The organism is Bacillus sp. Bwzl_19 (genome assembly GCF_054900515.1).
On sequence record NZ_CM142729.1, the window covers coordinates 1,004,499 to 1,026,966 of the forward strand.

Sequence of the window (22,468 nt, forward strand, 5' to 3'; positions counted from 1 at the left end):
GAAAAAGGGAGGAAAACAACGTGCTATTTTTTCCTTGGTGGGTATACCTCTGCATTATCGGGATTATTTTCAGCGCTTATAAGCTTTTCACGACAGCTAAAGAAGAGGAAAAGCTTGACCAGTCGTTTATTGAAAAAGAAGGAAGAGTGTATATTGAACGGATGGAGCAGGAACGCGAGCGCCGTATGGCGGCGCCCGAAAATGAAAACGGGGATGCAGAAGAGAACTCCAATCATTCCATCGCATAAAAAAACTGTGCGGCTCGCCGAGAGCCCGCACAGTTTTTTTATTTAGATTCAGAAGATGTTGAAGCTGAAGTGTTAAACGTGTCTTTTAAGTCTTTGTCTTCAACTTTTACGTCAGCTTTCTTCATGACTTTTTGAATCGCTGCCTGTACAGCTGAGTTGTCGTTTAGCTTCTGTTTAAGAACTTCTTCTTTCAGTTCTTTTTTCATGTCATCATATTTGCCGCGTTCTTCCGTCTTTTTGATGATATGATAACCGAATTTTGTTTTGACCGGATCGCTGACTTGTCCGACTTTCAAGCCGAATGCAGCTTTGCTGAATGTCTCATCCATTGATTTTTTATCGAACCAGCCAAGGTCGCCGCCGTTGTCTTTTGAGCTGTCAGTTGAGTATTCTTTCGCAAGCGTTTCAAACTTCTCGCCTTTTTTCAGCTTTTTCTCCACTTCGTCAGCTGTCTTTTTATCAGCGACAAGGATGTGGCTCGCACGGATTTTACCTTTTAAGCCGTCGTAATATTCTTTCGTGTCGGAGTCAGTGACTTTGATGTTGTCTTTCGCCGCTTTTTGGGCAAGCAGTTCGTATTTCACCTGATCTTTCAGGTAATCTTCGCCGTACTGCTGTTTAAGGGCGCTGTACTGGTCGCCGAGCTGAGTTTTGTACTCTTTCAGCTTGTTATCAATTTCTTTATCCGATACTTTGTATTTTTTGGCTAATACTTTTTCTTGTACGAGCTGTGTCAGCACACTTGCGCCCGCGGTTTTTTTCATGTTCGTGTAGAGCTCGCCTTTTGTCACATTGCCGGCATCCGTCTTGGCAATCACGTCGTTGTCGCCGCTGCTGCATGCGCTGAGAGCGAGGACGCTCGTTGCCGTAATAGCTGCTATCGCGATTTTCTTCATTCCTTTAAACACTCCTAATCATCCAAATTAAATTGCATATGCGTATCATAACATATTGTGGCTTTCTGTAAAAAGATTTTAAATAAAGGGCATTCGTCTAGTCAAACTTTTTCCTGATACATACAAATATATTGATCATGAAAAGGAGGTAATGAACCATGGGCGGAGGATATTCAAACGGTTTTGCGCTGCTCGTAGTACTGTTCATTTTGCTTGTTATTGTAGGGGCAGCTTACATTTGCTAAGCGGACCGGATCGCTTTTTCTAAAGCGGTCCATTTTCTTACCCGAGCGCCTAATCGTTTCTGAAGTGAATTGCATATGATGTAATTGGAAAAATAAAACGTTTTGTAGGAGGTGCTTTTGGAGATGGGTGAAGTATTTGCAGGCGGTTTTGCATTGTTGGTTGTTCTGTTCATCTTATTGATCATCATCGGCGCTTCTTGGATTTACTAAGAAAAAAATATGGCTGTCCGCGTTAATCCGCCGGCAGCCATATTTTTTTGCCTGTTTACACAGTAAAGGAGATCTCGACGAACGAAGAGATCAGTAAAATTAAAATAGATACATTAATAAAACGGAATACCTTATCCTGCCGGTCTTCAGGAATCTCTCTGACAAGGCATAATGTATTTGTGAGCCTGTTTATGAAATAAAGAATAAACAGGGCAGCCACGATAAAATAGAATAAAATGATGGGAGATTCCCCCTCTCTCTGAACTGCTCCCATATTACATTACCAAATATTTATTGAAAAAGATAGAATGTAAGCTGAAAAATCAGCGGACATCAAGACTCCGGCACTTTTTTTACTAAAATATCAAAGCCGTCGGATTCCTGGTCAATCAGACATGATTTGGGCGCTTTGACCAGATGCAGCGCAAACAGAAGATCAGGCAGGCAATAACCCGCATGAATGCTCGAAATCATATAAAAGTAATGGGCGTGACTCGGAAATGCCAGCCCGGCATAAAATAATACCGGCGTAATGAATAAAAACGGGCTGATCGTTGAAATCAGCATTGTTGTTTTTGGTATGCCTTTCCATGTCGGCATCCGCAAAAAGTACATTTTCATTTCCTTTTTTCTTTTTTTACAGATCATCGGCAGGACATGTATGACTTTATGTACAAATAAAGTAACGACGAGCAGAACGCAAAAAGCAAATACATGCCCGTCACTTAAACTGATATTCGGACGCAGCAGCCCGAATGCCAAGAAGTTGCATATAAAAAACAGGATCATAAAACCTACAGCAGTCAATAATAAACGAACCGCACCATAATCTTTGATCAGATTAATGGTTTTCCAGCAATTCATCAGAGTCATCCTTCCGTACAAAGATGGAATACAATCTCAAAATAATTTACTCTCTTCAGGAGAAAAAATCAATCCTTTTTTAAAGAAAAAAATAAACCCGGAAAGGGAAGATCAGAAGAGAGCGGTGAAACATGGAAATGTACGGTTTAAGCTTTCTTCTCTATTCATTATCAGCTAAAATAAGATTAAAGATAGAAAGAAGTGAAACGGATGGATTCAATGGATCAGCGTATCGGGCGGTTAGAATATTACATACAATTGCTTGTGAAAACAGTGGATATGGATAAGTACCCTTTTTATGCGATGATGATCGAAAAAGGGCTGACCGAAGAGGAAGGTGAAGAGGTCGGGCGGATCTGCCGCGAATTGGAGGACGAGCTGGAGTCGCAAAAAGCGCAAGGCTTTGTGACGTTCGACAAACTCCTTGCGCTTTTTGCGGGACAGCTGAACGAAAAATTAGATGTTCATGAAACGATTTTTGCTTTGTATGAGCAGGGGCTTTATACAGCGCTGATGGAAGAATTTATTGAGATTATGAAGCACTTTGATTAACTGTTGATCGGTTCCAGTTCTTCAGCCGTTTCATGGACAGCCGATTCGCCCGTTTTTTTCTTCAGACTTCCGTCTTCACTTTCAAAATCATTGTTTATGTTTGTCAATGATTTCTCAAATATCTCCATAAAATCTTCGCCGTAAATGTGGCGGATGACACAGGTTAATTCTTCAATTTCCGGAAACTTCCCGAATAAATGGTAGAGCGGCTGTGAACCTTTAAACACCGCGTTTCTCGACGGGGCAAACTCCTCAAGAAGACTTTCGAATACATTTTCCCCTTCTTCTGTTAACTGAATGTACGTGTTCCGTTTGTCATTCAGCCGCTTGGAAAATTTCAGATATCCGCGTTCTTCAAGTTTTTTTGAAAAATTAAACGCAGTTGATACGTGCATAACGCCGAATTTGGCGATTTCTGAAATAGAAGCTCCTTTAAGCTGATAAGCAATCCATAATATATGATGCTCGTTAATATTAAGGTCGTACGGTTTCAGCCAATTCTGCCAATCTTTTTCGATAGATTTCCACAGCGCTTTGGACAGCTGAGCCATTTTTTGGGTATAGATTAAAGCTTCTTTTAGATCGTAAGGCGGTTCAACACGATTCAATACAGATCACCTGCTTCACCTTTTCTTTCCCTCTATTATGCCAATAAAATAAAGATTAATAAAGATGAAAATTTAAGAATTTTATAATAAATTCTTAATCCATTGCTGTGAAAGGTTTTAAACACGCAAAAAAAGTGCGGAACGCAATATGTCCGCACTTTTTTTGGTTGTATAGGATATTAGTTTTGTAAGGTTTTCTCCAGCTGTCTGATTTTCTCTTCAATATCAGCGATTTCCTTTTGGAGATCCTGCTGGTGCGGCTTGATTTCCTCCTGCCACCTTTTAATGCTGGTCTGAAGCTCTCCGCCTACGTCTTTAATGACTTCGGCGCTTTCTTTCGCTGTTTGGACAAGCTGGTCCTTAAGCGCCATTCCGTCTCTTTTTAACCGTCTGATTGTGTCCTCAATTGAATTGCAATTCGCTTTGATTTTGCCCCGCAGCTCTTTTCCGGATGAAGGAGCCGAAAGCAAAACCGCCGCGCCTCCGATCAATCCGCCTACGAAAAGGCCTTTTAAAAGGGAACGTCCGTCAGCCATTTGAAATCACCCCGTTTTTTTCTTGTCACTTTTATCATTTTTGTTCAGAAGAATAAACTTCTATACATAGCTTGCTTTATTTTAGCATATTTTTTAAGGGAAAAGGAGGGAGAAGGTTGTCTGTCTTCATGATTGTTTTATCTTGTATGGCTCTTGTCTTCGCGGCGGGCGCCGTTTACTACCTTAAACTGCTCGGTCAGGCCGCTTCTTATCCGCCGAAGCGGGTCGTCCGCCAAAAGGCCATTGTCTGCTCAGCAGGAACCGCCCTCGCATTGTTCCTTATCTTTTTCACAAAACTTCTCGTGTAAAACATGCTGTAACACATTAAAAAACCTCTTCCGGCCGGAAGAGGTTTCAGTATGCGGCTATTTCACCGTTTCAATCATATTGGACCGTCTTAAGATCGTCTGCACAATCGGATACATAATGACAATGGCGATCGCATTCAGCGCAGCCGCCGGAAGGACGACCGCGAGCACCAATGCGGTGAATCCGCCCGGCAGGCCGACAATCAGAAGGGCCAGCGCCAGAAAGATCACGCCGGAGATGAAGGTGCCGGCTATCGTAATGACGGCAGCCGCCGCTGTTTTCACGCTCTTTTTTATCAAAAGCGCCAGCGCCAGAAACAGAAACGCCGTTACCGGTTTTTCAATGATATTCGGAAGCTGTCCGCCCGGAAAAGATGTCGTGAGTGCGGAAATGATTCCCGTTACAATTCCGATCATCAGCACGTTCTGCACACGGGGAAATAACAGAATGCCCATAAACATCATCACAAGCATCATATCGGGTTTCATTCCGAATAATACCGGCGGCATAATGGAGTGAAGCACCGCTCCGATTGCCGCAAACAGGGCCATAATGACTAATTCTTTTGTTTTCATACTAAGCTCTCCTCTGCTAAGCTTTTTCGCCATCCAATAATATGCTCGTCATTTATTGCGATGGCCGGAAAAATTGATATGCAAACAGTATATCAAAGGAACCGTTATGTTAGAAGAAATTTATTCGTTTTCCTGCTGGAACTTTCTCATAAACTGAGCCAGTTTTTCACAATCAGCCAGGCTGACGGCGTTGTAAACAGACGCCCTGCAGCCTCCGACTGAGCGGTGGCCGCCGAGTCCGGTCATTTTAGCCGCTTTCGCTTCTTCAACGAATTTTTTCGTCAGACTGCTGTCGCGGAGAGTGAACGTGACATTCATGTGAGAACGGCTGTTTTTTTCGGCATGGCCCGCGTAAAATCCGCCGCTCGCATCGATTGTGCCGTACAGGACATCCGCCTTTTCCCGGTTGCGCCGTTCAGCCGCTTCGACACCGCCATTTTCAGCCAGCCATTCAAGGACGAGGCTCAGCATATAAATCGCAAATGTAGGCGGTGTATTATACAGTGAATCGGCTTTCGTGTGAGTGGAATATTTCAAAATTTTAGGAACGTTTGTATTTTCTTTTTCAAGCCAAGATTTTTTCATGATGACGACCGTAACGCCGGACGGCCCGAGGTTTTTCTGGGCTCCGCCGTAGATGACATCAAACGAGCTGACATCAATTTTTCTGCTGAGGATGTCGCTTGACATGTCGGCTACGAGCGGGATGGGTGAGTTCGGGAATTCTTTCCATTGCGTTCCGAAAATCGTGTTGTTGGACGTAATATGCAAGTAGGCGCCGTCTTTGATCCCTGAGAGGTCCGCTTCCGGTATATGGTTGTGGTTTGAATCTGCGCTTGTTGCCGTGACGGATGTGTTTCCGAACAGTTTCGCCTCAGCGAGGGCTTTTTCAGACCATGCGCCCGTCACGATGAAGTGCGCCGTCTTCTCCGGTGTTAAAAAGTTCATCGGAAGCATTGAGAATTGTAGGCTTGCTCCGCCTTGAAGAAATAAAATATCATAATCGTCGGGAATATCCATCAGTTCTTTCAGAAGGGTTTTGGCTTTTTGATGCACCGCATCATATTCCGTGCTCCGGTGGGACAGTTCCATGACGGACATGCCGGTGTTATTGAAGTCGACAAATTCTTTCTGTGCTTTTTGCAGCACATCCAGTGGAAGGGCTGCGGGTCCTGCATTGAAATTCGTTGTACGTTCCATGTTTACGATCTCTCCCTGTTTTCCGCTTTAGTGTAAGAAATAATACAATTATCCTATCACAATTTTTTGATTTTTTTGATATAAAAAAATATAATTTTATGTTTTATATATGTTCAGACGCAAAAAAACCTCATCCTTAAGATGAGGCAAGCCGTTTTCTGACGGTTGAAGCGATTTCCTGAAGATCGTCAGGCGTGTAGTCTTCGGCATGTGTCTTCCAGACCGCTCCGAAGCCGTCGCCTTTTCCGTAACGCGGAATGATGTGCATGTGAAAATGGAACACTGATTGGCCCGCTTTTTCACCGTTGTTATTGAGAATATTCAGCCCGATCGGCTCGAATTCATCCCGGATGGCGCGCGCGATTTTCGGCACCGCCTCAAAATATTCTTTAGAAAGCTCAGGCGTAAACTCGTACACGTTTTCAATATGTGTTTTCGGAATCACGAGCGTGTGGCCTTTTGTGACCTGGCTGATATCAAGAAACGCCACGACGTGTTCATTTTCGTATACTTTTGAAGACGGAATGTCACCGGCAATGATTTTGCAGAAAATACAATCGTCCGCTTTGTGCATAGATGGGTTTCCTCCCTGAAAAGAAATATATGTATATTCTCATCCTACCACAAAAACGGCCAAAACAAAAAACAGGATGAACGGCTGAGCGTTCATCCTGATGCAGAAGTACGAGCTTTATCACAGAAAATTTAATATGCCTTTTGTAAGCACCTCATTTGTTTTTAAAATGAAGACTTATGGGTCTGCTTAATCATTCCTGGGACAAACACCTCATTTGATTATTTCATCATGATTGAAGAACATCATCAAAGCAGTGTGTGAAGAAATTGTAAGCATAGGACATGTTGATTTTCATCCAACTGTTCAAAGACGTCTTTTATAAACACCTCATTTTCAGTTGATTAAAGCTGTTTCCTTCTACACGCATTATGATGTCCGAGATCACGATAACTATGCACGCTTTTCACGTGAGAAAAAAAGGGAATCGTTTCAAATCAGCCTTTATTTTTGGTACTATGAAGAAAAACGAATCAGAAGGGGAGAAATTATGTCTCTGCTATCGGTAAAAGACTTAACCGGCGGTTATACGAGAAACCCGGTTTTAAAAAATGTTTCATTCACCCTTGAGCCGAACCAAATCGTCGGGCTCATCGGATTAAACGGCGCGGGCAAAAGCACGACGATCCGGCATATTATCGGTTTAATGGACCCGCATAAAGGCTCAATCGAGCTGAACGGCAAGACGTTTTCGGAGGATAAGGAAAGCTACCGTTCGCAATTTACGTACATTCCCGAAACACCGGTGCTGTATGAAGAACTGACGCTCAAAGAGCATTTGGAGCTGACGGCCATGGCGTACGGCCTTTCCAAAGAAACGCTTGAAAAAAGGCTTCCTCCGCTTTTGAAGGAATTCAGAATGGAAAAAAGGCTGAAATGGTTTCCCGCTCACTTTTCCAAAGGGATGAAGCAGAAAGTCATGATCATGTGCGCATTTCTCGCAGAGCCTTCGCTTTATATCATTGACGAGCCGTTTCTCGGGCTTGACCCGCTTGCGATCAATGCTTTATTAGAGCGGATGGACGCCGCGAAAAAAGCCGGATCAACCGTCCTGATGTCAACGCATATACTGGCTACGGCAGAGCGCTACTGTGACGCTTTCATCATTTTACATAACGGCGAAGTGCGGGCAAGCGGCACACTGGAAGAACTGAGAGAGCAGTTCGGCATGAGAGACGCCGCTCTTGATGACTTGTATATTGAATTGACAAAGGAAGACGCCGGCCATGAATAATATGTCTAGTATTTGGCAGTCCCGGCTTGAGGAGCATATAAAGGAAACAAGAATGTATATGAAATATATGCTCAATGATCATCTCGTCATTGTGCTGATCTTTTTTATCGCCGGCGCGGCGAGCTGGTACAGCAAATGGGTCAAAGACATTCCCGATCATTTCCCGTCATTTTGGGTGATGGCGGTGCTCTTTTCATTTGTGCTGACGGGCTCATACGTCCGGACGCTGTTAAAGGAAGCGGATCTCGTGTTCCTTCTGCCGCTTGAACCGAAAATGGGGACATACTTTAAGCATTCATTCAAGTACAGCTATCTGTCACAGCTGTTTCCGCTTTTCGCTCTGTCGCTTGTGTGCATGCCTCTGTTTTTCGCTGTAAGCCCGGGAGCGTCACTTACGTCGTATGCCGCCGTTTTTATTCAGATGCTGGCGGTAAAAGCATGGAATCAGGCCATGGAGTGGCGGATGACATTTATGAATGACAGAAGCATGAAAATGACGGATGCGATCATACGCTTTATCTGTAATATGCTGCTTTTATACTTCATTTTGCAATCGTTTTATCTGTACGCTGCCGCCGTCTACATTGTGATGGCCGGTCTTTATGTGTATTTCACATCTGCCGCGAAACATAAATCGTTAAAATGGGAAGCTCATATTGAATATGAATTAAGAAGGAAGCAGCGGTTTTACAGAATCGCCAATCTGTTTACCGATGTGCCTCACCTGAAGAAACAGGCAAAACGCCGGGCGTATCTCGACTTCTTGCTCAGAATGATTCCGTTTGAACAGCGGAAAACGTTCTCATATATGTATGCGCGGGCCTTTCTTCGTTCAAATGATTATCTCGGCATTCAAGTCAGGCTCACGATTATTTTTATTCTGATAATTATGCTCGTTTCCGCCAATCCGTGGATAACGGCGGCGTTAACCGTATTTACCGTCTTTATTACGGGGATACAGCTTTTGCCGCTGTTCGGGCATTTTCATCATCTTTCTTTACAGGAGCTTTACCCGGTCAATCAGAAAGCGAAGCTGCAAAGTTTCTTTTCCCTGATGAAATCGGTGCTAACCGTGCAGGCATTGCTGTTCACGGCAGCGTCGGCCTATGCCGCGGGAGTCAGCGGGGCGCTTTATGCCGCTATCGCTTCAGCCGTTCTGATCTTTGTGATTATGCCTTCGTATATGGGAGGCAGATTGAAAAAATACGGCAAGCTGTAATCAATCGGGTTTTTGAAACCTATAGCGAAAGAAGGAGACGCAGATGACCGGCGATCAGCAGCTGATACATGAAGCCTTGCAATGGAAAGCGCGTTTTTTGCGTAAGGATTCGATGCTCGAACGTTTTTCTAAAGGAATGCAGGCGAAAATAAATGAGCGGATTCCCGAAAAAATTCATACCGTTATCACAGAAAGCATCAAAAAAATGACCGAAGCAACAATGGCGGGTTCAAATCTGGCAAAAAGCAATCGGGATACAAACGGTATGACCCTTTCAGAAAAAGATGCCCTGGCCAGACAAACCATCGCATCATACCAGAAGGTCGCGGCAGCCGAGGGTATCGGTACGGGGGCTGGCGGAATTTTTTTAGGAATGGCTGATTTTCCTTTGCTGTTGTCGATTAAAATGAAATGCCTGTTCGATCTTGCCTCCATTTACGGCTTTGATGTGAGTGATAGAGATGAACGATTGTTTTTGCTGTTTATTTTTCAGCTTGCTTTCTCAAGCGGTGAACGGCGGAAACACATATACTCGATTATTGAACATTGGGATTCAAAAAAGCATGATGTCGATTGGAGAGTTTTTCAGCAGGAATACCGCGATTATCTGGACGTGGTGAAATTGTTTCAGCTTTTGCCGGTCGTCGGAGCAGCCGTGGGCGGAGCGGCCAATTATAAACTGCTGTCACAGCTAGGCGAGACGGCAAGGCATGTTTTTCATTTAAGAATTACAGCAGCCGGTACGTAATGTACCGGCTGTTTTTTTATGCCTAGCGGCGGTAGCTCACCGCGGCGCCGATAAGCACCTTGGCGGCCGTCAGCATCGCTTTTTCATTAAAATCAAATTTCGGGTGATGATGAGGATAAATAGATTCCGCATTTTCTAAAGCGGCGCCCGTAAAGAAAAATGCGCCTTTCGTATGCTGCAGATAATATGAAAAGTCTTCTCCCGCCATCTGCGGCTCTCCTTCAACGACTTTTGTGACGCCGTCTGTTTCCGCTGCGGCAGCAGCCGCGTGCGCCGCTTCCTCAGGGTGATTCACGACAGCGGGGTAGCCGCGTTTGAAACGATATTCATAAGAAGCGGAGTGCATGGCGCAGATTCCTTTGACGACGGCTTCTATTTCTGCTTCGAGCAGGCTGCGCACCTCTTCGTCAAACGAGCGGACGGTGCCGGTTATGACTGCGTGATCCGCAATCGCATTAAACGGATTTTCAGCGACGAACGAGCCGGCTGAGATGACGGCCGGGTGCATGGGGTTTACCCGCCGGCTCACAATATGCTGAAGGGCGGTGACGATTTGTGAGCCGATTAAAACGGCGTCCTTCGTATCGTGAGGGATCGCGCCGTGACCGCCTTTTCCGATGACTTTAATCGTAAATCCGTCAGCGGCGGCCATCACTGCGCCCGGGCGGCATAAAACCGTTCCGACGGGTTCAGTCGCCCAAAGGTGCGTGCCGAAAATGGCGTCGACATGTTCGAGGCAGCCGTCTTCAATCATTGATTTTGCTCCGCCGGGAGATAATTCTTCGGCGTGCTGGTGGATCATCACAAATGACCCTTTCCCGGTTGCGGGAAAGCACTTTTCCGACCGCAAGCAGAGCTGCCGTATGGCCGTCGTGCCCGCAGGCGTGCATGACGCCGGGGATTTGTGAAGCATAGGGCGCATCTTTTTCATCCTGTATAGGCAAAGCGTCAAAATCAGCCCTGAGCGCGACAGCCGGTCCCGGTTCACTGCCTTCAATATAGGCTGTGACTCCGTTTCCTCCGACATTCGTCCGGATGGGAACGCCGAGTTTTTCATAAAACGATGCGATGAACGCCGGTGTTTTTTTCTCTTTAAAGGAAAGCTCGGGATTCATGTGAAGGTGACGCCTGATTTCAACCATTTCCTCATACAGGCCGTCAAGCTCGGCGTATAAGCTTTTTTGAAGTGCCGTTAATGTCAAAGCGATGCCCCCTCGTCTGCTTTTCCCATGATTGTATAGAAAATGTCAGAAGATTTCAATCTTTTTGCTAAGGGAGAATGATGATGGCGGCGATCGTTGTGACGACAAGTCCGGCCGCCACCGGAATAAAGTTTTTCCTGGCAAGCTCAAACGGATCAACTTTACAAATAGCCGCAGCGGGGATAAGCGCCCAAGGGACCAATGTTCCGCCCCCGACCCAGATCGCTGAAATCTGCCCCAGCGCCGTTAAAACGGCCGGGTCCGTATGAAGCGCGGCGGAAAATAGTTTTGCCATCGAGCCTGCAAGAGATATCCCGGAAAAGCCTGAACCGTCAAGCCCTGTAATCGCACCGACTGCGGTGAGGGCGATGCCGGCGAATTCCCCGGACATCGGAAAGGAATGGGACAGCGCCAGCCCGAGGTCATTGACGATCCCCGCAGATCCCTGCGGCAGAGGGGTGTTCAAAATACTTTTAAACCCCGCGTCACCGAGATAAAAGAAAGCCGCGATCGGAATGACGGGGCCGAATACTTTAAAGCCGAATTGAAAACCGCCGATAAAATACTCAGTGATCTTTTCTAAATGCCGCTGCTTATGAACAATGAAATGAATGATCAGGAGGATGCCGATCGCAGTCCCCCCGACGAGTGCCGTCGCGTCATTTCCTTGCAGGCGGTATACGAGCATGCAAATAATATCGGCAAGAAAAACAATCGGAATGAAAACCGCCAGGATGACCCTGAGTTTTTTCGGAAGATACATACTTGTGTCCAAAGAACCGGAGCTGTAAAAGGAGAGGGGGGCCTGCGTTTTTTTTCGTTCCCGCATGATGAGAAAAAAAGCGGTGACTGTCGTCGTTATCCCCATGATCAAAACGAGCGGAATACTCGCCTGCATGACATCGCCCACAGGAACTCCGGCGGCATCGGCTGTCAATTTCGGCGCCGCCTGAATGACGTAATCACCTGATAAAGCGAATCCATGGCCGAACAGGTTCATCGCCATTGCTGCGGCGATCGGAGAAAGACCCGCCCGGATCGCTGCGGGAAGCAGCACTGCGCCGATCAGCGCCACCCCTGGTGACGGCCAGAAAAAAAGAGAAATGGCAAACATCAGTCCGCCGATGACCCAATACGCGACAGCCGGCCCTTTCATCAGCTTCGCAAATGGAGAAATCATCGCTTCATTAATACCTGTTTTGGTCAAAATGCCGCTCATCGCCACGATAAAACAAATAATAAAAATCGTCGGCAGCAATTCCCCGGCGGCATACGTGAAGCTGTGAAACAGGCTGCTGACCGAAGCGGAGAATGAATGCGTCGTCCATAGCGCAATCACAAAAATACCGGCAAGTGAAATAAAGGTTGTATCTTTTCTGAGAAGCATAAAAACGATAATGGCTGCGATAAAAGCAACATAAAGCAGATGTATCGAGTAGACGCCGATCCCCAATTGAACCACTCCGTTTATAAATAGGATTGCTACAGGTTATTCATAGGCGGGCGGAAGGTGCAAAGAAGGAAGCTGAAAATCGGGACAAAAAAAAGCCGGAGAATCTCCGGCGGTTTTAGTCTATAGCGTAATAAGCGGTTACATAAGATGGACGGGAGAAAATGGACGTCGTATCAATGCCTGCTGATGTTCCGCGTTTTTTATGAGCTTCCTGATAAGAGTTTGACTGCTGCCAGTTCTGAAAGGCTTTTTCCTCTTCCCACAGGGTCAGGATGACATACGTATCGCCTTCGAGCGGCCTTAATACGCGGATGGCTTTAAAGCCGGGTTCATTTTCCACTTTGCCGGCTCGGTTTTTAAACCGATTTTCAAACAGCGGCCGGCCTTCCTGGGTAACTGCGATGTTGTTGAGGACGGCGTAGCCCGGATTTTTGATTTCCCCGACGCTGTCGATGCTTTCATATGAATGGGGCGCCTGGAAAACGGTTTCTCCATTTGTCTCATGGATTAAAATCGCATTTTCATCCCCTTGCATCAGCACCATATTCTCACCAGGGTGTTTCTTTGCAATCGTCTTTAAAAAATCGGCTGTCCCGTATGTAATATAAACCTTCATATCAGCCACCTCCTGCTTGCTAGTATATCAAAAGAGTGGTATAAGTTTCTATTGGCGACTCATTCTGACATAAATCGAAACAATATTTCCCATACTACAAGTTAAGAAAGGCGAGGTGACTTATGCTGAAAAAGAAAAAAAGATTCTTTATTCCGGCTGTAATTGCAGCGGCAACCGCTTTTCTCGCGTTAATCGGATACATTATCATTATATTTCTCGGCCATTATGTCATCGATGAAAAGAAGTTAATACTGCACGCATCTTCAAAAATCGTCGATCAAAACGGTGATGAAATCGCGAGCCTTTATACGGAAAACCGCGAACCGGTATCCATTCAGGAGGTTCCGGAAGATGTGAGAGATGCGTTTATCGCCGTTGAAGATAAACGGTTTTACGAACATCACGGCATTGATGTGAAGTCTGTCGGTCGGGCGGTGTTCCGGGATGTTTTAGCAGGCGGCAAGGTGGAGGGCGGAAGCACGATCACCCAGCAGCTGGCGAAAAACATTTTTCTGACTAATGATAAAACATTTTTGCGCAAGACAAAAGAAGTCATCATTGCCATCAATCTTGAGCGTGATTACAGCAAGGATAAGCTGCTTGAAATGTACCTGAACCAGCTCTATTTCGGCCATGGCGTTTACGGCATTCAAGCCGCGTCTCACTACTACTTTAATAAAGAAGTAAAAGATTTAACCGTTGCAGAAGGCGCCGTTCTGGCAGCCATACCGAAGGCGCCATCCCTTTATTCGCCGATTCAGCATCCCGGCAAAAATAAAGAACGGCGCGATACGATTCTTTCCATGATGAACGATCAAGGCTATATCAGCGCCAAAGAAGCCGTCAGAGCCCAGGGCAGGACATTGGGGCTTAATGTCAAGAAAACATCTGAAACGCCTTGGTTTGACAGTTATATCGATCTTGTCATCAAGGAGGCGGAATCCCGTTATTCGATGTCAGGAGAACAGCTTCTTCAAGGCGGCTATACGATCCGGACTTCGCTTGATTCCAAGCTGCAGAAAACGGCATACACACTAATGAGGGAAAACGGCTATTTTCCGGGGACGGATCAGGCGGCAGAGGGAAGCGCCGTCTTTATTGATAATAAAACCGGAGGCGTCCGCGCGGCGGTCGGCGGGCGCGACTACGTGACAAAAGGATACAACAGGGTAACTGCGCCGCGGCAGCCGGGCTCAACGTTTAAGCCGCTTGCCGTATACGGGCCCGCCATGCAGGAAGACAAGTTCAAACCGTATTCGCTTCTTCAAGACAAACTGCAGTCTTACGACGGGTATGAACCGAAAAATTATGGCGGGCAGTACAAGGGGCAAGTGACGATGCAGGACGCGATCACATACAGCATAAATGCGCCCGCTGTCTGGACATTGAAGCAGATCGGCGTGGATACGGGAAAATCGTATCTTGATAAAAACGGCATAAACATTTCTGACAACGGGCTCGCGATTGCGCTTGGCGGTCTGTCAGAAGGCGTCACCCCGCTTCAGCTTGCCGGAGCTTATCATACCTTTGCGGCGAACGGAATGTATACGAAGCCATTTTTTATTGAGAAAATCACGGACGAAGACGGAGAAACGATATCCGGGCCTAAAAACGGCAAAACGCGCGTCTTCAGCGGACAGACCGCATGGAATATGACGAGAATGCTTCAGCAGGTCGTAAAAGAAGGAACCGCTTCACAAGGAAGCTATCAAGGCGACATGGCGGGGAAAACCGGCACGACGTCATTTACCGGCGTCCCCGGTGCCACGAAGGACGCCTGGTTTGCGGGATACACTCCCGGACTGACGGGAGCCATTTGGATGGGCTATGACAAAACGGATAAAACCCATTACCTGAAAGGCGGAAGCCAGTACCCGGTCCGGCTCTTTAAAGATATCGTCACAAAAGCGGAAGAAAGCGGCAAAACATTCAAAAAGCCTGAAAATGTGAAAGAACTGGGCAGTCCGATTGAGCTTAAGGCGGTGAAGTCCCTGTCGGCCCGTTATACATTTAAGGCGATGGGATTGATTACGATTCAATTAAAATGGGATGCTCAAAAGGATGATCGGGTTGTTTACCGAATATATGAAAAGAAAGACGGAAAAGACAAGCTTCTGGATTCGGTGAAAGGAAAAGGCAGCTTTGACATTCCGTACGCCAATCTGTTCTCAGGGGCTTCATACAAGGTCGTTCCATATAATACACAGACGAATCAAGAAGGAGAGGGAACGGAATACGTTCAGCCGAAGCTTTTTTCTTCTTAAATAATGAATTCGGCGATTTTTTGAACATTAAGCCTCAATTCTATACCATTTTGAAAAAACAAGGTATAGTGTAATGGGCGAAGAACACGAACGTATGGTTGCAGGAGGAAAGGTGGAAATTCAGATGAGTAAACGAGAAGCGTTTAATGATACGTTTTTAAAAGCGGCACGGGGAGAAAAAGCGGGTCACGTCCCTGTCTGGTACATGAGACAGGCGGGGAGGTCGCAGCCGGAATACCGCAAGCTGAAGGAAAAGTACGGCCTGGTTGAAATTACGCATCAGCCCGAGCTGTGCGCGTATGTGACAAGACTCCCGGTCGAGCAGTACGGAGTGGACGCTGCCATTTTATATAAAGATATTATGACGCCGCTTCCTTATATCGGAGTGGATGTTGAAATTAAAAACGGAATCGGGCCGGTGATCGATCAGCCGGTGCGCTCTGCTGCGGATATTGACAAGCTCGGCGAACTGAATCCCGAACAGGATGTTCCTTACGTGCTGGAAACGATCCGATTACTCGTAAACGAACAGCTGAATGTCCCGCTCATCGGTTTTTCGGGAGCGCCTTTTACGCTGGCCAGTTATATGATTGAAGGCGGGCCTTCTAAAAATTACAACAAAACAAAAGCGTTTATGCACAGTATGCCGCAAGCGTGGCAGATGCTGATGGACAAGCTCGCGGACATGATTATCGTTTATGCGAAAGCGCAGATTAACGCCGGCGCGAAAGCCATTCAGATTTTTGATTCATGGGTCGGCGCGCTGAACCGCGAAGATTACCGGATGTATATCAAACCGGTGATGGACAGAATTTTCCGGGAGCTTTCAGCAGAACAAGTTCCGCTGATCATGTTCGGCGTAGGCGCAAGCCATCTGGCCGGAGATTGGCATGACCTTCCTCTTGACGTTGTCGGTCTTGATTGGAGACTCAGCATAGATGACGCCAGAAAACAAGGCATCACAAAAACGGTTCAGGGCAACCTTGATCCGTCGCTTCTTCTTGCGCCTTGGGAAGTCATCGAGGAAAAAGCGAAAGCGATACTTGATCAGGGCATGAAAACGGACCGGTTTATTTTCAATTTAGGACACGGCGTATTCCCTGATGTAAATCCGGATACGCTGAAAAAGCTGACGGCGTTTGTGCATGAATACTCCGCAGCCAAAAAAACGGAACGATCTTCCTGAGCAGATCGTTGGTTATAAGGAGATTTTCCTGTCAAAATCAAGATAGACAGACCATCAAAAGAGGTGTTTAACAAAATGAGCAGCAAAAAGAAAATGGGACTTCTTGTCATGGCTTACGGAACGCCTTACAAAGAAGAGGACATAGAGCGTTATTATACACATATCAGACGCGGAAGAAAGCCGGAGCCGCATATGCTTCAAGACTTAAAAGACAGATATGAGGCGATCGGAGGCATTTCGCCACTCGCAAAAATTACGCAGGAGCAGGCGGAGAAGCTCGGACAGCGTTTAAATGAAATTCAGGATGATGTAACATTCAAAGTGTACATCGGATTAAAACATATTGAACCGTTTATTGAAGATGCGGTGGCGGAGATGCATAAAGACGGCATTACAGAAGCTGTCAGCCTTGTGCTCGCCCCTCATTTTTCAACATTCAGCGTCAAGTCTTACAACAAACGCGCGAAAGAAGAAGCGGACAAGCTCGGCGGCTTGACCATCAAGTCGGTTGAGAGCTGGTATGATGAACCGAAATTCGTTGATTATTGGGTCACCCAAGTGAAGAAAACGTATGACTCCATGCCGAAAGAAGAACGGGATGATGCGATGCTGATCGTCTCAGCGCACAGCCTTCCTGAAAAAATTAAAGAATACGGCGATCCGTATCCTGACCAGCTGGAGGAATCCGCAAAACTGATAGCCGAAGGCGCCGGAATTACCGATTACGCAGTCGGCTGGCAGAGCGAAGGGAACACCCCTGATCCGTGGCTCGGGCCGGATGTGCAGGATCTCACGCGCGAGCTGTATCAAAAGCATCCTTATAAAGCATTTGTATATGTGCCCGCAGGCTTCGTTGCCGATCATTTAGAGGTGCTTTACGATAATGATTACGAATGCAAAGCTGTGACCGATGAAGTCGGCGCAAGCTACTATCGTCCGGCTATGCCGAACGCACAGCCTGAATTTATCGACGCGCTTGCAGCGGTCGTGCTGAAAGAGCTGGACAAGTAGAATTAAACGGTAAAGAAGGCGATAAAAATGAGTGGCGATAAAAAACATCTGGTCATCATCGGCGGCGGCATAACGGGATTAGCCGCCGCCTTCTACATGGAAAAAGAAATCAAGGAAAAACAGCTGCCGCTTGAGATTACTTTGATCGAAGCAGGCCCGCGAGCGGGCGGGAAAATTCAGACGGCCCATAAAGACGGCTACATCATCGAGCGGGGGCCGGATTCTTTTTTGGAAAGGAAAAAAAGCGCTCCGCAGCTCGTGAAGGATCTGGGGCTTGAGCATCTGCTCGTCAACAATGCGACCGGCCAGTCTTACGTGCTTGTCAACGAGACGCTTCATCCGATGCCGAAGGGCGCGGTGATGGGCATCCCGACAAAAATCGCTCCGTTCATCTCCACCGGCTTATTTTCTGTTCCCGGAAAAGCGCGGGCGGCGCTGGATTTTGTCCTGCCTGCGAGCAAACCGAAGGAAGATCAGTCTCTGGGTGAGTTTTTCCGCAGACGCGTCGGTGACGAAGTTGTTGAGAATTTAATAGAACCGCTGTTGTCTGGGATTTATGCCGGAGATATTGATAAGCTGAGCCTTATGTCCACGTTTCCGCAATTCTATCAGACTGAGCAAAAGCACAGAAGTCTGATTCTCGGCATGAAAAAATCGCGTCCGCAGCCTTCGGGACAGCAGCTGACGGCCAAAAAGCAGGGCCAGTTTTTAACACTGACGACAGGCCTTCAAACTTTGGTGGAGGAGCTGGAAAAGCAGCTTACACTGACAAAGGTGATGAAAGGCACGAAAGTTACCCATATCGGCCGCGAGGAGAAGGGATATTCCGTGACGCTTGATAACGGCAGTGTGCTGCATGCGGAAGGATGCATTGTGACAGCGCCGCATAAAGCCGCGGCGAAAATGCTTTCTGATTTGCCGGCGGTGTCATGTCTCAAAGACATGCATTCTACGTCCGTTGCCAACGTCGCCTTAGGTTTTCCGGAGGGAGCCGTCAAGATGGAGCATGAAGGTACGGGATTCGTTATCTCAAGAAACAGCGATTTCTCCATCACGGCCTGCACATGGACGAATAAAAAATGGCCGCACGCGGCGCCGGAGGGCAAAACGCTTCTCAGGGCGTACGTTGGAAAGGCCGGAGATGAATCCATCGTAGATCTTTCAGATAACGAGATCATTAAAATCGTAATGGAAGATTTGAAAAAAGTAATGAAAATCAATGGCGAACCGGAAATGACCTGTGTCACCCGCTGGAACGAAAGCATGCCGCAGTACCATGTCGGCCATAAAGAGCGCATCAAAGAGTTCAGAGATGAGCTGAAAGCTTCCTATCCGGGTGTATACGCGACGGGCGCATCTTTTGAAGGGGTGGGCATCCCCGACTGTATCGACCAGGGAAAAGCCGCAGTATATGATTCACTGGCTTATTTATTTGAAACGTACCAGCCTCCGTTATCTTAAAACGGGGGTTTTTTTTTGCATGTTCCCGTTCTGTCAAGGGAACACCATTATAGAGAAAAAACATTTGAATCTTCTTCGCGACTGTGATAAGTTATCTTATGTACAAAATGACTAAAACGTTCAAACGGTCAATTTAACGAGGTGGGAAACATGTCCGTCGATCGGAAAAAGCTCATTCTGGAAGCGGCAACGAAATCTTTTACGCAATTCGGCTACAAAGCAACGACAATGGATCTGGTGGCAAAGCTTGCAAACGTGGGGAAGGGAACCATCTACACGTTCTTCAAAAACAAAGAAGAGCTGTTTGATGATATTTTCACCACTATTTTAAGAGAAATGAAGGAACACGCTGACGAAGCGATGAAACCGGAGCTTTCATTTCATGAAAATGTCCATCGGGCGCTGGTCGCGATTTTGGAATTCAGAAAAACACACCAGCTGACTATTAAAATTTTTCAGGAGAACGCCGAGATTGGTACAATTGCCGTTCAGGATGTCATTGCGAAAATGGAGCGGGCCATTCTGTCATACATTAAAGAAAAGATAGAATGTGCCATTGAAAACGGGAGCATTAAACCGTGCGATCCGGAGCTCACCGCTTTTGTGATGCTCAAACTCTACATCGCGCTGATATTTGACTGGGAAAAAAACCATCCGCCTCTTGAAAAAGAGACGATCGCCGAATTGCTGGAAATCTATGTCGGTCAAGGATTATCTAAATAGATGATCCTTCACTTTTTAGGTGCCGTGACCGTTTTGTCAAATGAGTCAGTTTGCGGAAGGAGGCAACAGGGTTGAATACAATAAAAAGCCAGTGGAAAGACATTGTAACGAGCAAGAAACTGTTAATCCCCATCATTGCCATATTATTCGTTCCGCTGATCTACAGCGGAGTGTTTTTGAAGGCGTACTGGGATCCGTACGGCACGGTGGATCAGCTGCCGGTTGTCGTTGTCAACCAGGATAAAGGGGCAGACTACGAAGGGAAACATCTTCAGATCGGTGACGATCTTGTAAAAGAGTTAAAGAAAAATGATAATTTTGATTGGCATTTTTCAAGCGATCTTGATCAATCGCTAAAGGACTTATTAAATGCTAAATATTATTTATTGGTCGAGATTCCTGAAGATTTTTCTAAAAACGCCAGCACGGTAATGGATAAAAATCCGAAGAAGCTGGATCTGAAGTATCATACGAATGCCGGTTCCAACTATGTCGGCGCGACAATCGGTGAAAAGGCGATCGATAAATTGAAAGCCTCAGTGTCGAAAGAAGTGACGGAGCAATACGCAAAAGTCATTTTTGACAACTTTAAAGATATTGCCAAAGGACTCGGCAAAGCCAGCAGCGGCGCCAAGAAAATAGACGATGGCACAAAAAGCGCGAAAGACGGCAGCGCCAAGCTGAAGGAAAATTTAGCGAAACTCACTGAAAGCACCGCAACCATCAGCGATAAAACGCAGCAGCTTACAGACGGCGCAGCAAAAGTGACAAGCGGAATTCAAACGCTTGACAGCTCTATCGCAAAACTCCAGAGCGCAAGCGCCGAAATTCAAGACAAATCAGGACAGATTGCTTCAGGCGGAGGCCAAGTGGCCAGCGGGCTGAAAACGAGCCTTGACGGGCATAAGCAGCTCCAGCAAAAGCTTCCGGATTTAACGAATGGTTTAAGCGTGTTAAACAGCAAGGCGCAGGAAGTATCGCAAAAAGCGGCGGCATTTGAAGATGCCATCAATTCCGTCAACCTGTCAGATATAGAAAAAGCCGTTGGGCAGCTCGAACAGACTGAAAAGGAATTGCAGCAGTTTAAGAAGAAGCTTTCTGATCTGAAAAACAGCCTCGATGCCCGGGATAACGCGGTCAAAAAGGTGATTCAGGACAGTGATTTCTTAACGGATGAGCAAAAAGCAAAACTTGTTCAGCTTCTGAATGAGAAGCTTCCGAAAGCTGACCTTCCGGATTTAGACAATATCGTCAGCCAGCTTCCGTCCGGCGGAGATATTCAGCTTCCGGATATGTCAGTCATTAAAAGCGCGCTCCAAGATGTAAAAGCGAAGGCTGATCAGCTGAAAGCACTGCCTCAGTCCACTTCGAAACTGTATAACGGTGCAGCGGCGGTACAAGACGCGATTAACCAGCTGACAGCGGGAACTGATAAATTGTACAGCGGAGCACAGACAGTTTTTGAAAGCCAAAACAAACTGACGGCCGGTATCGGCGAATACAACAGCAAGTTCGGCCAGCTCAAATCAGGATCTGAAGCGCTAGTGTCAGGGAGCGGCCAAGTGTCAGGCGGCTTAACGAAGCTGCTGGATGCGCAAAACAAAATCCATGACGGCTCATCCAAAATTGAGCAGGGTCAAGCGTCTCTCGGCACCGGTTTAAGCAAGCTTTTAGACGGTACCGGACAATTGTCCAGCCAGCTGAAAGATGCGGCCGATCAAACCGGAGACATTAAGACAGATGACAAAACGTACAGCATGATCGCCGATCCGGTAAAAACGGACGATAACGCGATTCATTCCGTGCCTAACTACGGTACCGGACTGACGCCATATATTCTCTCTATGGGCTTATATGTCGGCGGATTGATGCTGACGGTCGTATTCCCTCTGAGTGAAGCTTCAGGGCGTCCGAGAAACGGTTTTGAATGGTTCCTCAGCAAATTCAGCGTCATTCTGCTTGTCGGACTGATTCAATCCGTTATTGTCGCAACGGTTCTGTTAAAAGGAATCGGGCTTGATGTGGAAAGCACTTGGAGATTCTATCTCTTTACGATGATTACCAGCATCGCGTTCTTGTCCATGATTCAATTATTGGCGACAACGATGGGAAATCCGGGACGCTTTATCGCTGTCATCATTCTGGTGCTCCAGCTCGGGGCAAGCGGAGGAACCTTCCCGCTCGAACTCCTGCCGGGATTCTATCAAGTGATTCACGGCGCACTGCCGATGACTTACAGCATCAACGGATTCCGTGCCGTCATTTCAAATGGCGATTACGGCTACATGTGGCAGCAGGCATCGGTTCTATTGGGCATCGCCGTTGTCATGATCACACTGACCATCGTGTACTTTACGGTAAAAAGCAAAAAAGAACACAAAGCGGAAGAAGAAATAACAGCATAAGAAATAGAGGCTCTGAGCAAATGCTCAGGGCCTCTTTTATTCAAAAGAGAAGATACAGAGGTTCAGGCTTCCGAAAGGGCTTTTTACGGTTAAACACGTTAAAGAGGAATGTCCCGAACAGATGAACCC

Annotated in this window: 24 protein-coding genes and 1 pseudogene; 14 read left to right on the top strand and 11 right to left on the bottom strand. The window is 46.6% G+C overall.

Features of this window, described 5'->3' with window-relative positions; all coding sequences use genetic code 11:
* Nucleotides 1–20: 20 nt before the first annotated feature.
* Nucleotides 21–248, top strand: a complete 228-nt coding sequence (locus ACW5MY_RS05270; protein ID WP_013351703.1) for a sporulation YhaL family protein — start codon at nt 21–23, stop codon at nt 246–248.
* Nucleotides 249–286: 38 nt separating this feature from the next.
* Here the strand turns inward: ACW5MY_RS05270 and ACW5MY_RS05275 are convergent, their stop codons facing one another.
* Complete coding sequence (locus ACW5MY_RS05275; RefSeq protein ID WP_014469996.1) at nt 287–1,144, bottom strand: peptidylprolyl isomerase; 858 nt, start codon at nt 1,142–1,144, stop codon at nt 287–289.
* A gap of 158 nt (nt 1,145–1,302) precedes the next feature.
* Between ACW5MY_RS05275 and ACW5MY_RS05280 the strand changes: the two genes are divergently transcribed.
* Nucleotides 1,303–1,389, top strand: a complete 87-nt coding sequence (locus ACW5MY_RS05280; protein ID WP_016938346.1) for a YjcZ family sporulation protein — start codon at nt 1,303–1,305, stop codon at nt 1,387–1,389.
* Between the two features lie 123 nt (nt 1,390–1,512).
* Nucleotides 1,513–1,599 carry a sporulation protein YhzE2 gene (gene yhzE2, locus ACW5MY_RS05285; protein ID WP_013351705.1) on the top strand — a complete coding sequence of 29 codons (87 nt, stop codon included), beginning with the start codon at nt 1,513–1,515 and terminating at the stop codon, nt 1,597–1,599.
* A gap of 55 nt (nt 1,600–1,654) precedes the next feature.
* On the opposite strand, the gene ACW5MY_RS05290 is transcribed toward yhzE2, so the two are convergent.
* Complete coding sequence (locus ACW5MY_RS05290; protein ID WP_003155245.1) at nt 1,655–1,873, bottom strand: hypothetical protein; 219 nt, start codon at nt 1,871–1,873, stop codon at nt 1,655–1,657.
* Between the two features lie 59 nt (nt 1,874–1,932).
* On the bottom strand, nt 1,933–2,463 hold the full coding sequence (locus ACW5MY_RS05295; RefSeq protein WP_013351706.1) for a DUF3267 domain-containing protein: 531 nt from the start codon (nt 2,461–2,463) through the stop codon (nt 1,933–1,935).
* A gap of 210 nt (nt 2,464–2,673) precedes the next feature.
* On the opposite strand from ACW5MY_RS05295, the gene ACW5MY_RS05300 reads away from it, so the two are divergent.
* Nucleotides 2,674–3,015 (top strand): YhaI family protein, encoded by a 342-nt coding sequence (locus ACW5MY_RS05300; RefSeq protein ID WP_003155243.1) that lies wholly within the window; start codon nt 2,674–2,676, stop codon nt 3,013–3,015.
* Here the strand turns inward: ACW5MY_RS05300 and ACW5MY_RS05305 are convergent.
* Both ACW5MY_RS05305 and ACW5MY_RS05310 read right to left on the bottom strand, forming a co-directional pair.
* Nucleotides 3,012–3,623: an HTH-type transcriptional regulator Hpr gene (locus ACW5MY_RS05305; protein ID WP_013351707.1), complete on the bottom strand. Its 612-nt coding sequence runs from the start codon at nt 3,621–3,623 to the stop codon at nt 3,012–3,014. The genes ACW5MY_RS05300 and ACW5MY_RS05305 overlap by 4 nt on opposite strands.
* A 179-nt stretch (nt 3,624–3,802) precedes the next feature.
* A complete protein-coding gene (locus ACW5MY_RS05310) occupies nt 3,803–4,159 on the bottom strand; it encodes a YtxH domain-containing protein (protein WP_013351708.1) in 357 nt (118 codons plus the stop codon).
* Nucleotides 4,160–4,275: 116 nt separating this feature from the next.
* Here ACW5MY_RS05310 and ACW5MY_RS05315 point away from each other — a divergent pair, with 116 nt between their 5' ends.
* Nucleotides 4,276–4,467: a hypothetical protein gene (locus tag ACW5MY_RS05315; protein ID WP_007409223.1), complete on the top strand. Its 192-nt coding sequence runs from the start codon at nt 4,276–4,278 to the stop codon at nt 4,465–4,467.
* A gap of 57 nt (nt 4,468–4,524) precedes the next feature.
* Here the strand turns inward: ACW5MY_RS05315 and ACW5MY_RS05320 are convergent, their stop codons facing one another.
* The 3 genes from ACW5MY_RS05320 to ACW5MY_RS05330 all read right to left on the bottom strand — a co-directional run bounded on the left by ACW5MY_RS05320 (nt 4,525) and on the right by ACW5MY_RS05330 (nt 6,817).
* Nucleotides 4,525–5,043 carry a tryptophan transporter gene (locus tag ACW5MY_RS05320; RefSeq protein WP_013351710.1) on the bottom strand — a complete coding sequence of 173 codons (519 nt, stop codon included), beginning with the start codon at nt 5,041–5,043 and terminating at the stop codon, nt 4,525–4,527.
* Nucleotides 5,044–5,163: 120 nt separating this feature from the next.
* Nucleotides 5,164–6,243, bottom strand: coding sequence for a 3-phosphoserine/phosphohydroxythreonine transaminase (gene serC / locus ACW5MY_RS05325; RefSeq protein WP_013351711.1), 1,080 nt, complete (start codon nt 6,241–6,243; stop codon nt 5,164–5,166).
* A gap of 136 nt (nt 6,244–6,379) precedes the next feature.
* Nucleotides 6,380–6,817 (bottom strand): HIT family protein, encoded by a 438-nt coding sequence (locus ACW5MY_RS05330; protein ID WP_007409220.1) that lies wholly within the window; start codon nt 6,815–6,817, stop codon nt 6,380–6,382.
* Nucleotides 6,818–7,307: 490 nt separating this feature from the next.
* On the opposite strand from ACW5MY_RS05330, the gene ACW5MY_RS05335 reads away from it, so the two are divergent.
* Genes ACW5MY_RS05335 through ACW5MY_RS05345 form a run of 3 tightly spaced genes read left to right on the top strand, consistent with a single transcriptional unit; the run spans nt 7,308 to nt 10,018 of the window.
* On the top strand, nt 7,308–8,051 hold the full coding sequence (locus ACW5MY_RS05335) for an ABC transporter ATP-binding protein (protein WP_013351712.1): 744 nt from the start codon (nt 7,308–7,310) through the stop codon (nt 8,049–8,051).
* Complete coding sequence (locus ACW5MY_RS05340) at nt 8,044–9,270, top strand: ABC transporter permease (protein WP_013351713.1); 1,227 nt, start codon at nt 8,044–8,046, stop codon at nt 9,268–9,270. Before ACW5MY_RS05335 ends, ACW5MY_RS05340 begins: the two co-directional genes overlap by 8 nt.
* Before the next feature lie 43 nt (nt 9,271–9,313).
* On the top strand, nt 9,314–10,018 hold the full coding sequence (locus ACW5MY_RS05345) for an EcsC family protein (protein WP_013351714.1): 705 nt from the start codon (nt 9,314–9,316) through the stop codon (nt 10,016–10,018).
* A gap of 22 nt (nt 10,019–10,040) precedes the next feature.
* On the opposite strand, the pseudogene ACW5MY_RS05350 reads toward ACW5MY_RS05345, so the two are convergent.
* The 3 genes and pseudogenes from ACW5MY_RS05350 to hmoB form a co-directional block, all read right to left on the bottom strand.
* Nucleotides 10,041–11,160, bottom strand: a pseudogene (locus tag ACW5MY_RS05350) (amidohydrolase).
* A gap of 127 nt (nt 11,161–11,287) precedes the next feature.
* On the bottom strand, nt 11,288–12,673 hold the full coding sequence (locus ACW5MY_RS05355; protein ID WP_013351716.1) for a hypothetical protein: 1,386 nt from the start codon (nt 12,671–12,673) through the stop codon (nt 11,288–11,290).
* Between the two features lie 115 nt (nt 12,674–12,788).
* Nucleotides 12,789–13,289, bottom strand: a complete 501-nt coding sequence (hmoB, locus tag ACW5MY_RS05360) for a heme-degrading oxygenase HmoB (RefSeq protein WP_013351717.1) — start codon at nt 13,287–13,289, stop codon at nt 12,789–12,791.
* Between the two features lie 122 nt (nt 13,290–13,411).
* Between hmoB and ACW5MY_RS05365 the strand changes: the two genes are divergently transcribed.
* From ACW5MY_RS05365 to ACW5MY_RS05390, 6 genes are all read left to right on the top strand, one after another.
* Nucleotides 13,412–15,553 carry a transglycosylase domain-containing protein gene (locus tag ACW5MY_RS05365; RefSeq protein ID WP_013351718.1) on the top strand — a complete coding sequence of 714 codons (2,142 nt, stop codon included), beginning with the start codon at nt 13,412–13,414 and terminating at the stop codon, nt 15,551–15,553.
* 124 nt (nt 15,554–15,677) lie between these two features.
* Entirely contained in the window at nt 15,678–16,739 is a 1,062-nt protein-coding gene (hemE, locus tag ACW5MY_RS05370) for a uroporphyrinogen decarboxylase (protein WP_013351719.1), read from the top strand.
* A gap of 75 nt (nt 16,740–16,814) precedes the next feature.
* Nucleotides 16,815–17,750, top strand: coding sequence for a ferrochelatase (gene hemH / locus ACW5MY_RS05375; protein ID WP_013351720.1), 936 nt, complete (start codon nt 16,815–16,817; stop codon nt 17,748–17,750).
* 27 nt (nt 17,751–17,777) lie between these two features.
* Nucleotides 17,778–19,211, top strand: a complete 1,434-nt coding sequence (gene hemY, locus ACW5MY_RS05380; RefSeq protein WP_013351721.1) for a protoporphyrinogen oxidase — start codon at nt 17,778–17,780, stop codon at nt 19,209–19,211.
* A 150-nt stretch (nt 19,212–19,361) separates the two neighbouring features.
* Nucleotides 19,362–19,934 carry a TetR/AcrR family transcriptional regulator gene (locus ACW5MY_RS05385; protein WP_013351722.1) on the top strand — a complete coding sequence of 191 codons (573 nt, stop codon included), beginning with the start codon at nt 19,362–19,364 and terminating at the stop codon, nt 19,932–19,934.
* 71 nt (nt 19,935–20,005) lie between these two features.
* Nucleotides 20,006–22,339 carry a YhgE/Pip domain-containing protein gene (locus tag ACW5MY_RS05390; protein WP_013351723.1) on the top strand — a complete coding sequence of 778 codons (2,334 nt, stop codon included), beginning with the start codon at nt 20,006–20,008 and terminating at the stop codon, nt 22,337–22,339.
* Nucleotides 22,340–22,468: the final 129 nt, after the last annotated feature.

Bases quoted from the DNA above. Each gene is read 5' to 3' on its own strand.
- yhzE2 (WP_013351705.1), top strand. From the start codon at position 1,513: ATGGGTGAAGTATTTGCAGGCGGTTTTGCATTGTTGGTTGTTCTGTTC.
- ACW5MY_RS05275 (WP_014469996.1), bottom strand. From the start codon at position 1,144: ATGAAGAAAATCGCGATAGCAGCTATTACGGCAACGAGCGTCCTCGCT.
- hemH (WP_013351720.1), top strand. From the start codon at position 16,815: ATGAGCAGCAAAAAGAAAATGGGACTTCTTGTCATGGCTTACGGAACG.
- hmoB (WP_013351717.1), bottom strand. From the start codon at position 13,289: ATGAAGGTTTATATTACATACGGGACAGCCGATTTTTTAAAGACGATT.
- ACW5MY_RS05320 (WP_013351710.1), bottom strand. From the start codon at position 5,043: ATGAAAACAAAAGAATTAGTCATTATGGCCCTGTTTGCGGCAATCGGA.
- ACW5MY_RS05345 (WP_013351714.1), top strand. From the start codon at position 9,314: ATGACCGGCGATCAGCAGCTGATACATGAAGCCTTGCAATGGAAAGCG.
- ACW5MY_RS05385 (WP_013351722.1), top strand. From the start codon at position 19,362: ATGTCCGTCGATCGGAAAAAGCTCATTCTGGAAGCGGCAACGAAATCT.
- ACW5MY_RS05295 (WP_013351706.1), bottom strand. From the start codon at position 2,463: ATGAATTGCTGGAAAACCATTAATCTGATCAAAGATTATGGTGCGGTT.
- ACW5MY_RS05300 (WP_003155243.1), top strand. From the start codon at position 2,674: ATGGATTCAATGGATCAGCGTATCGGGCGGTTAGAATATTACATACAA.
- hemY (WP_013351721.1), top strand. From the start codon at position 17,778: ATGAGTGGCGATAAAAAACATCTGGTCATCATCGGCGGCGGCATAACG.
- ACW5MY_RS05335 (WP_013351712.1), top strand. From the start codon at position 7,308: ATGTCTCTGCTATCGGTAAAAGACTTAACCGGCGGTTATACGAGAAAC.
- hemE (WP_013351719.1), top strand. From the start codon at position 15,678: ATGAGTAAACGAGAAGCGTTTAATGATACGTTTTTAAAAGCGGCACGG.
- ACW5MY_RS05290 (WP_003155245.1), bottom strand. From the start codon at position 1,873: ATGGGAGCAGTTCAGAGAGAGGGGGAATCTCCCATCATTTTATTCTAT.
- ACW5MY_RS05330 (WP_007409220.1), bottom strand. From the start codon at position 6,817: ATGCACAAAGCGGACGATTGTATTTTCTGCAAAATCATTGCCGGTGAC.
- ACW5MY_RS05340 (WP_013351713.1), top strand. From the start codon at position 8,044: ATGAATAATATGTCTAGTATTTGGCAGTCCCGGCTTGAGGAGCATATA.
- ACW5MY_RS05280 (WP_016938346.1), top strand. From the start codon at position 1,303: ATGGGCGGAGGATATTCAAACGGTTTTGCGCTGCTCGTAGTACTGTTC.
- ACW5MY_RS05310 (WP_013351708.1), bottom strand. From the start codon at position 4,159: ATGGCTGACGGACGTTCCCTTTTAAAAGGCCTTTTCGTAGGCGGATTG.
- serC (WP_013351711.1), bottom strand. From the start codon at position 6,243: ATGGAACGTACAACGAATTTCAATGCAGGACCCGCAGCCCTTCCACTG.
- ACW5MY_RS05365 (WP_013351718.1), top strand. From the start codon at position 13,412: ATGCTGAAAAAGAAAAAAAGATTCTTTATTCCGGCTGTAATTGCAGCG.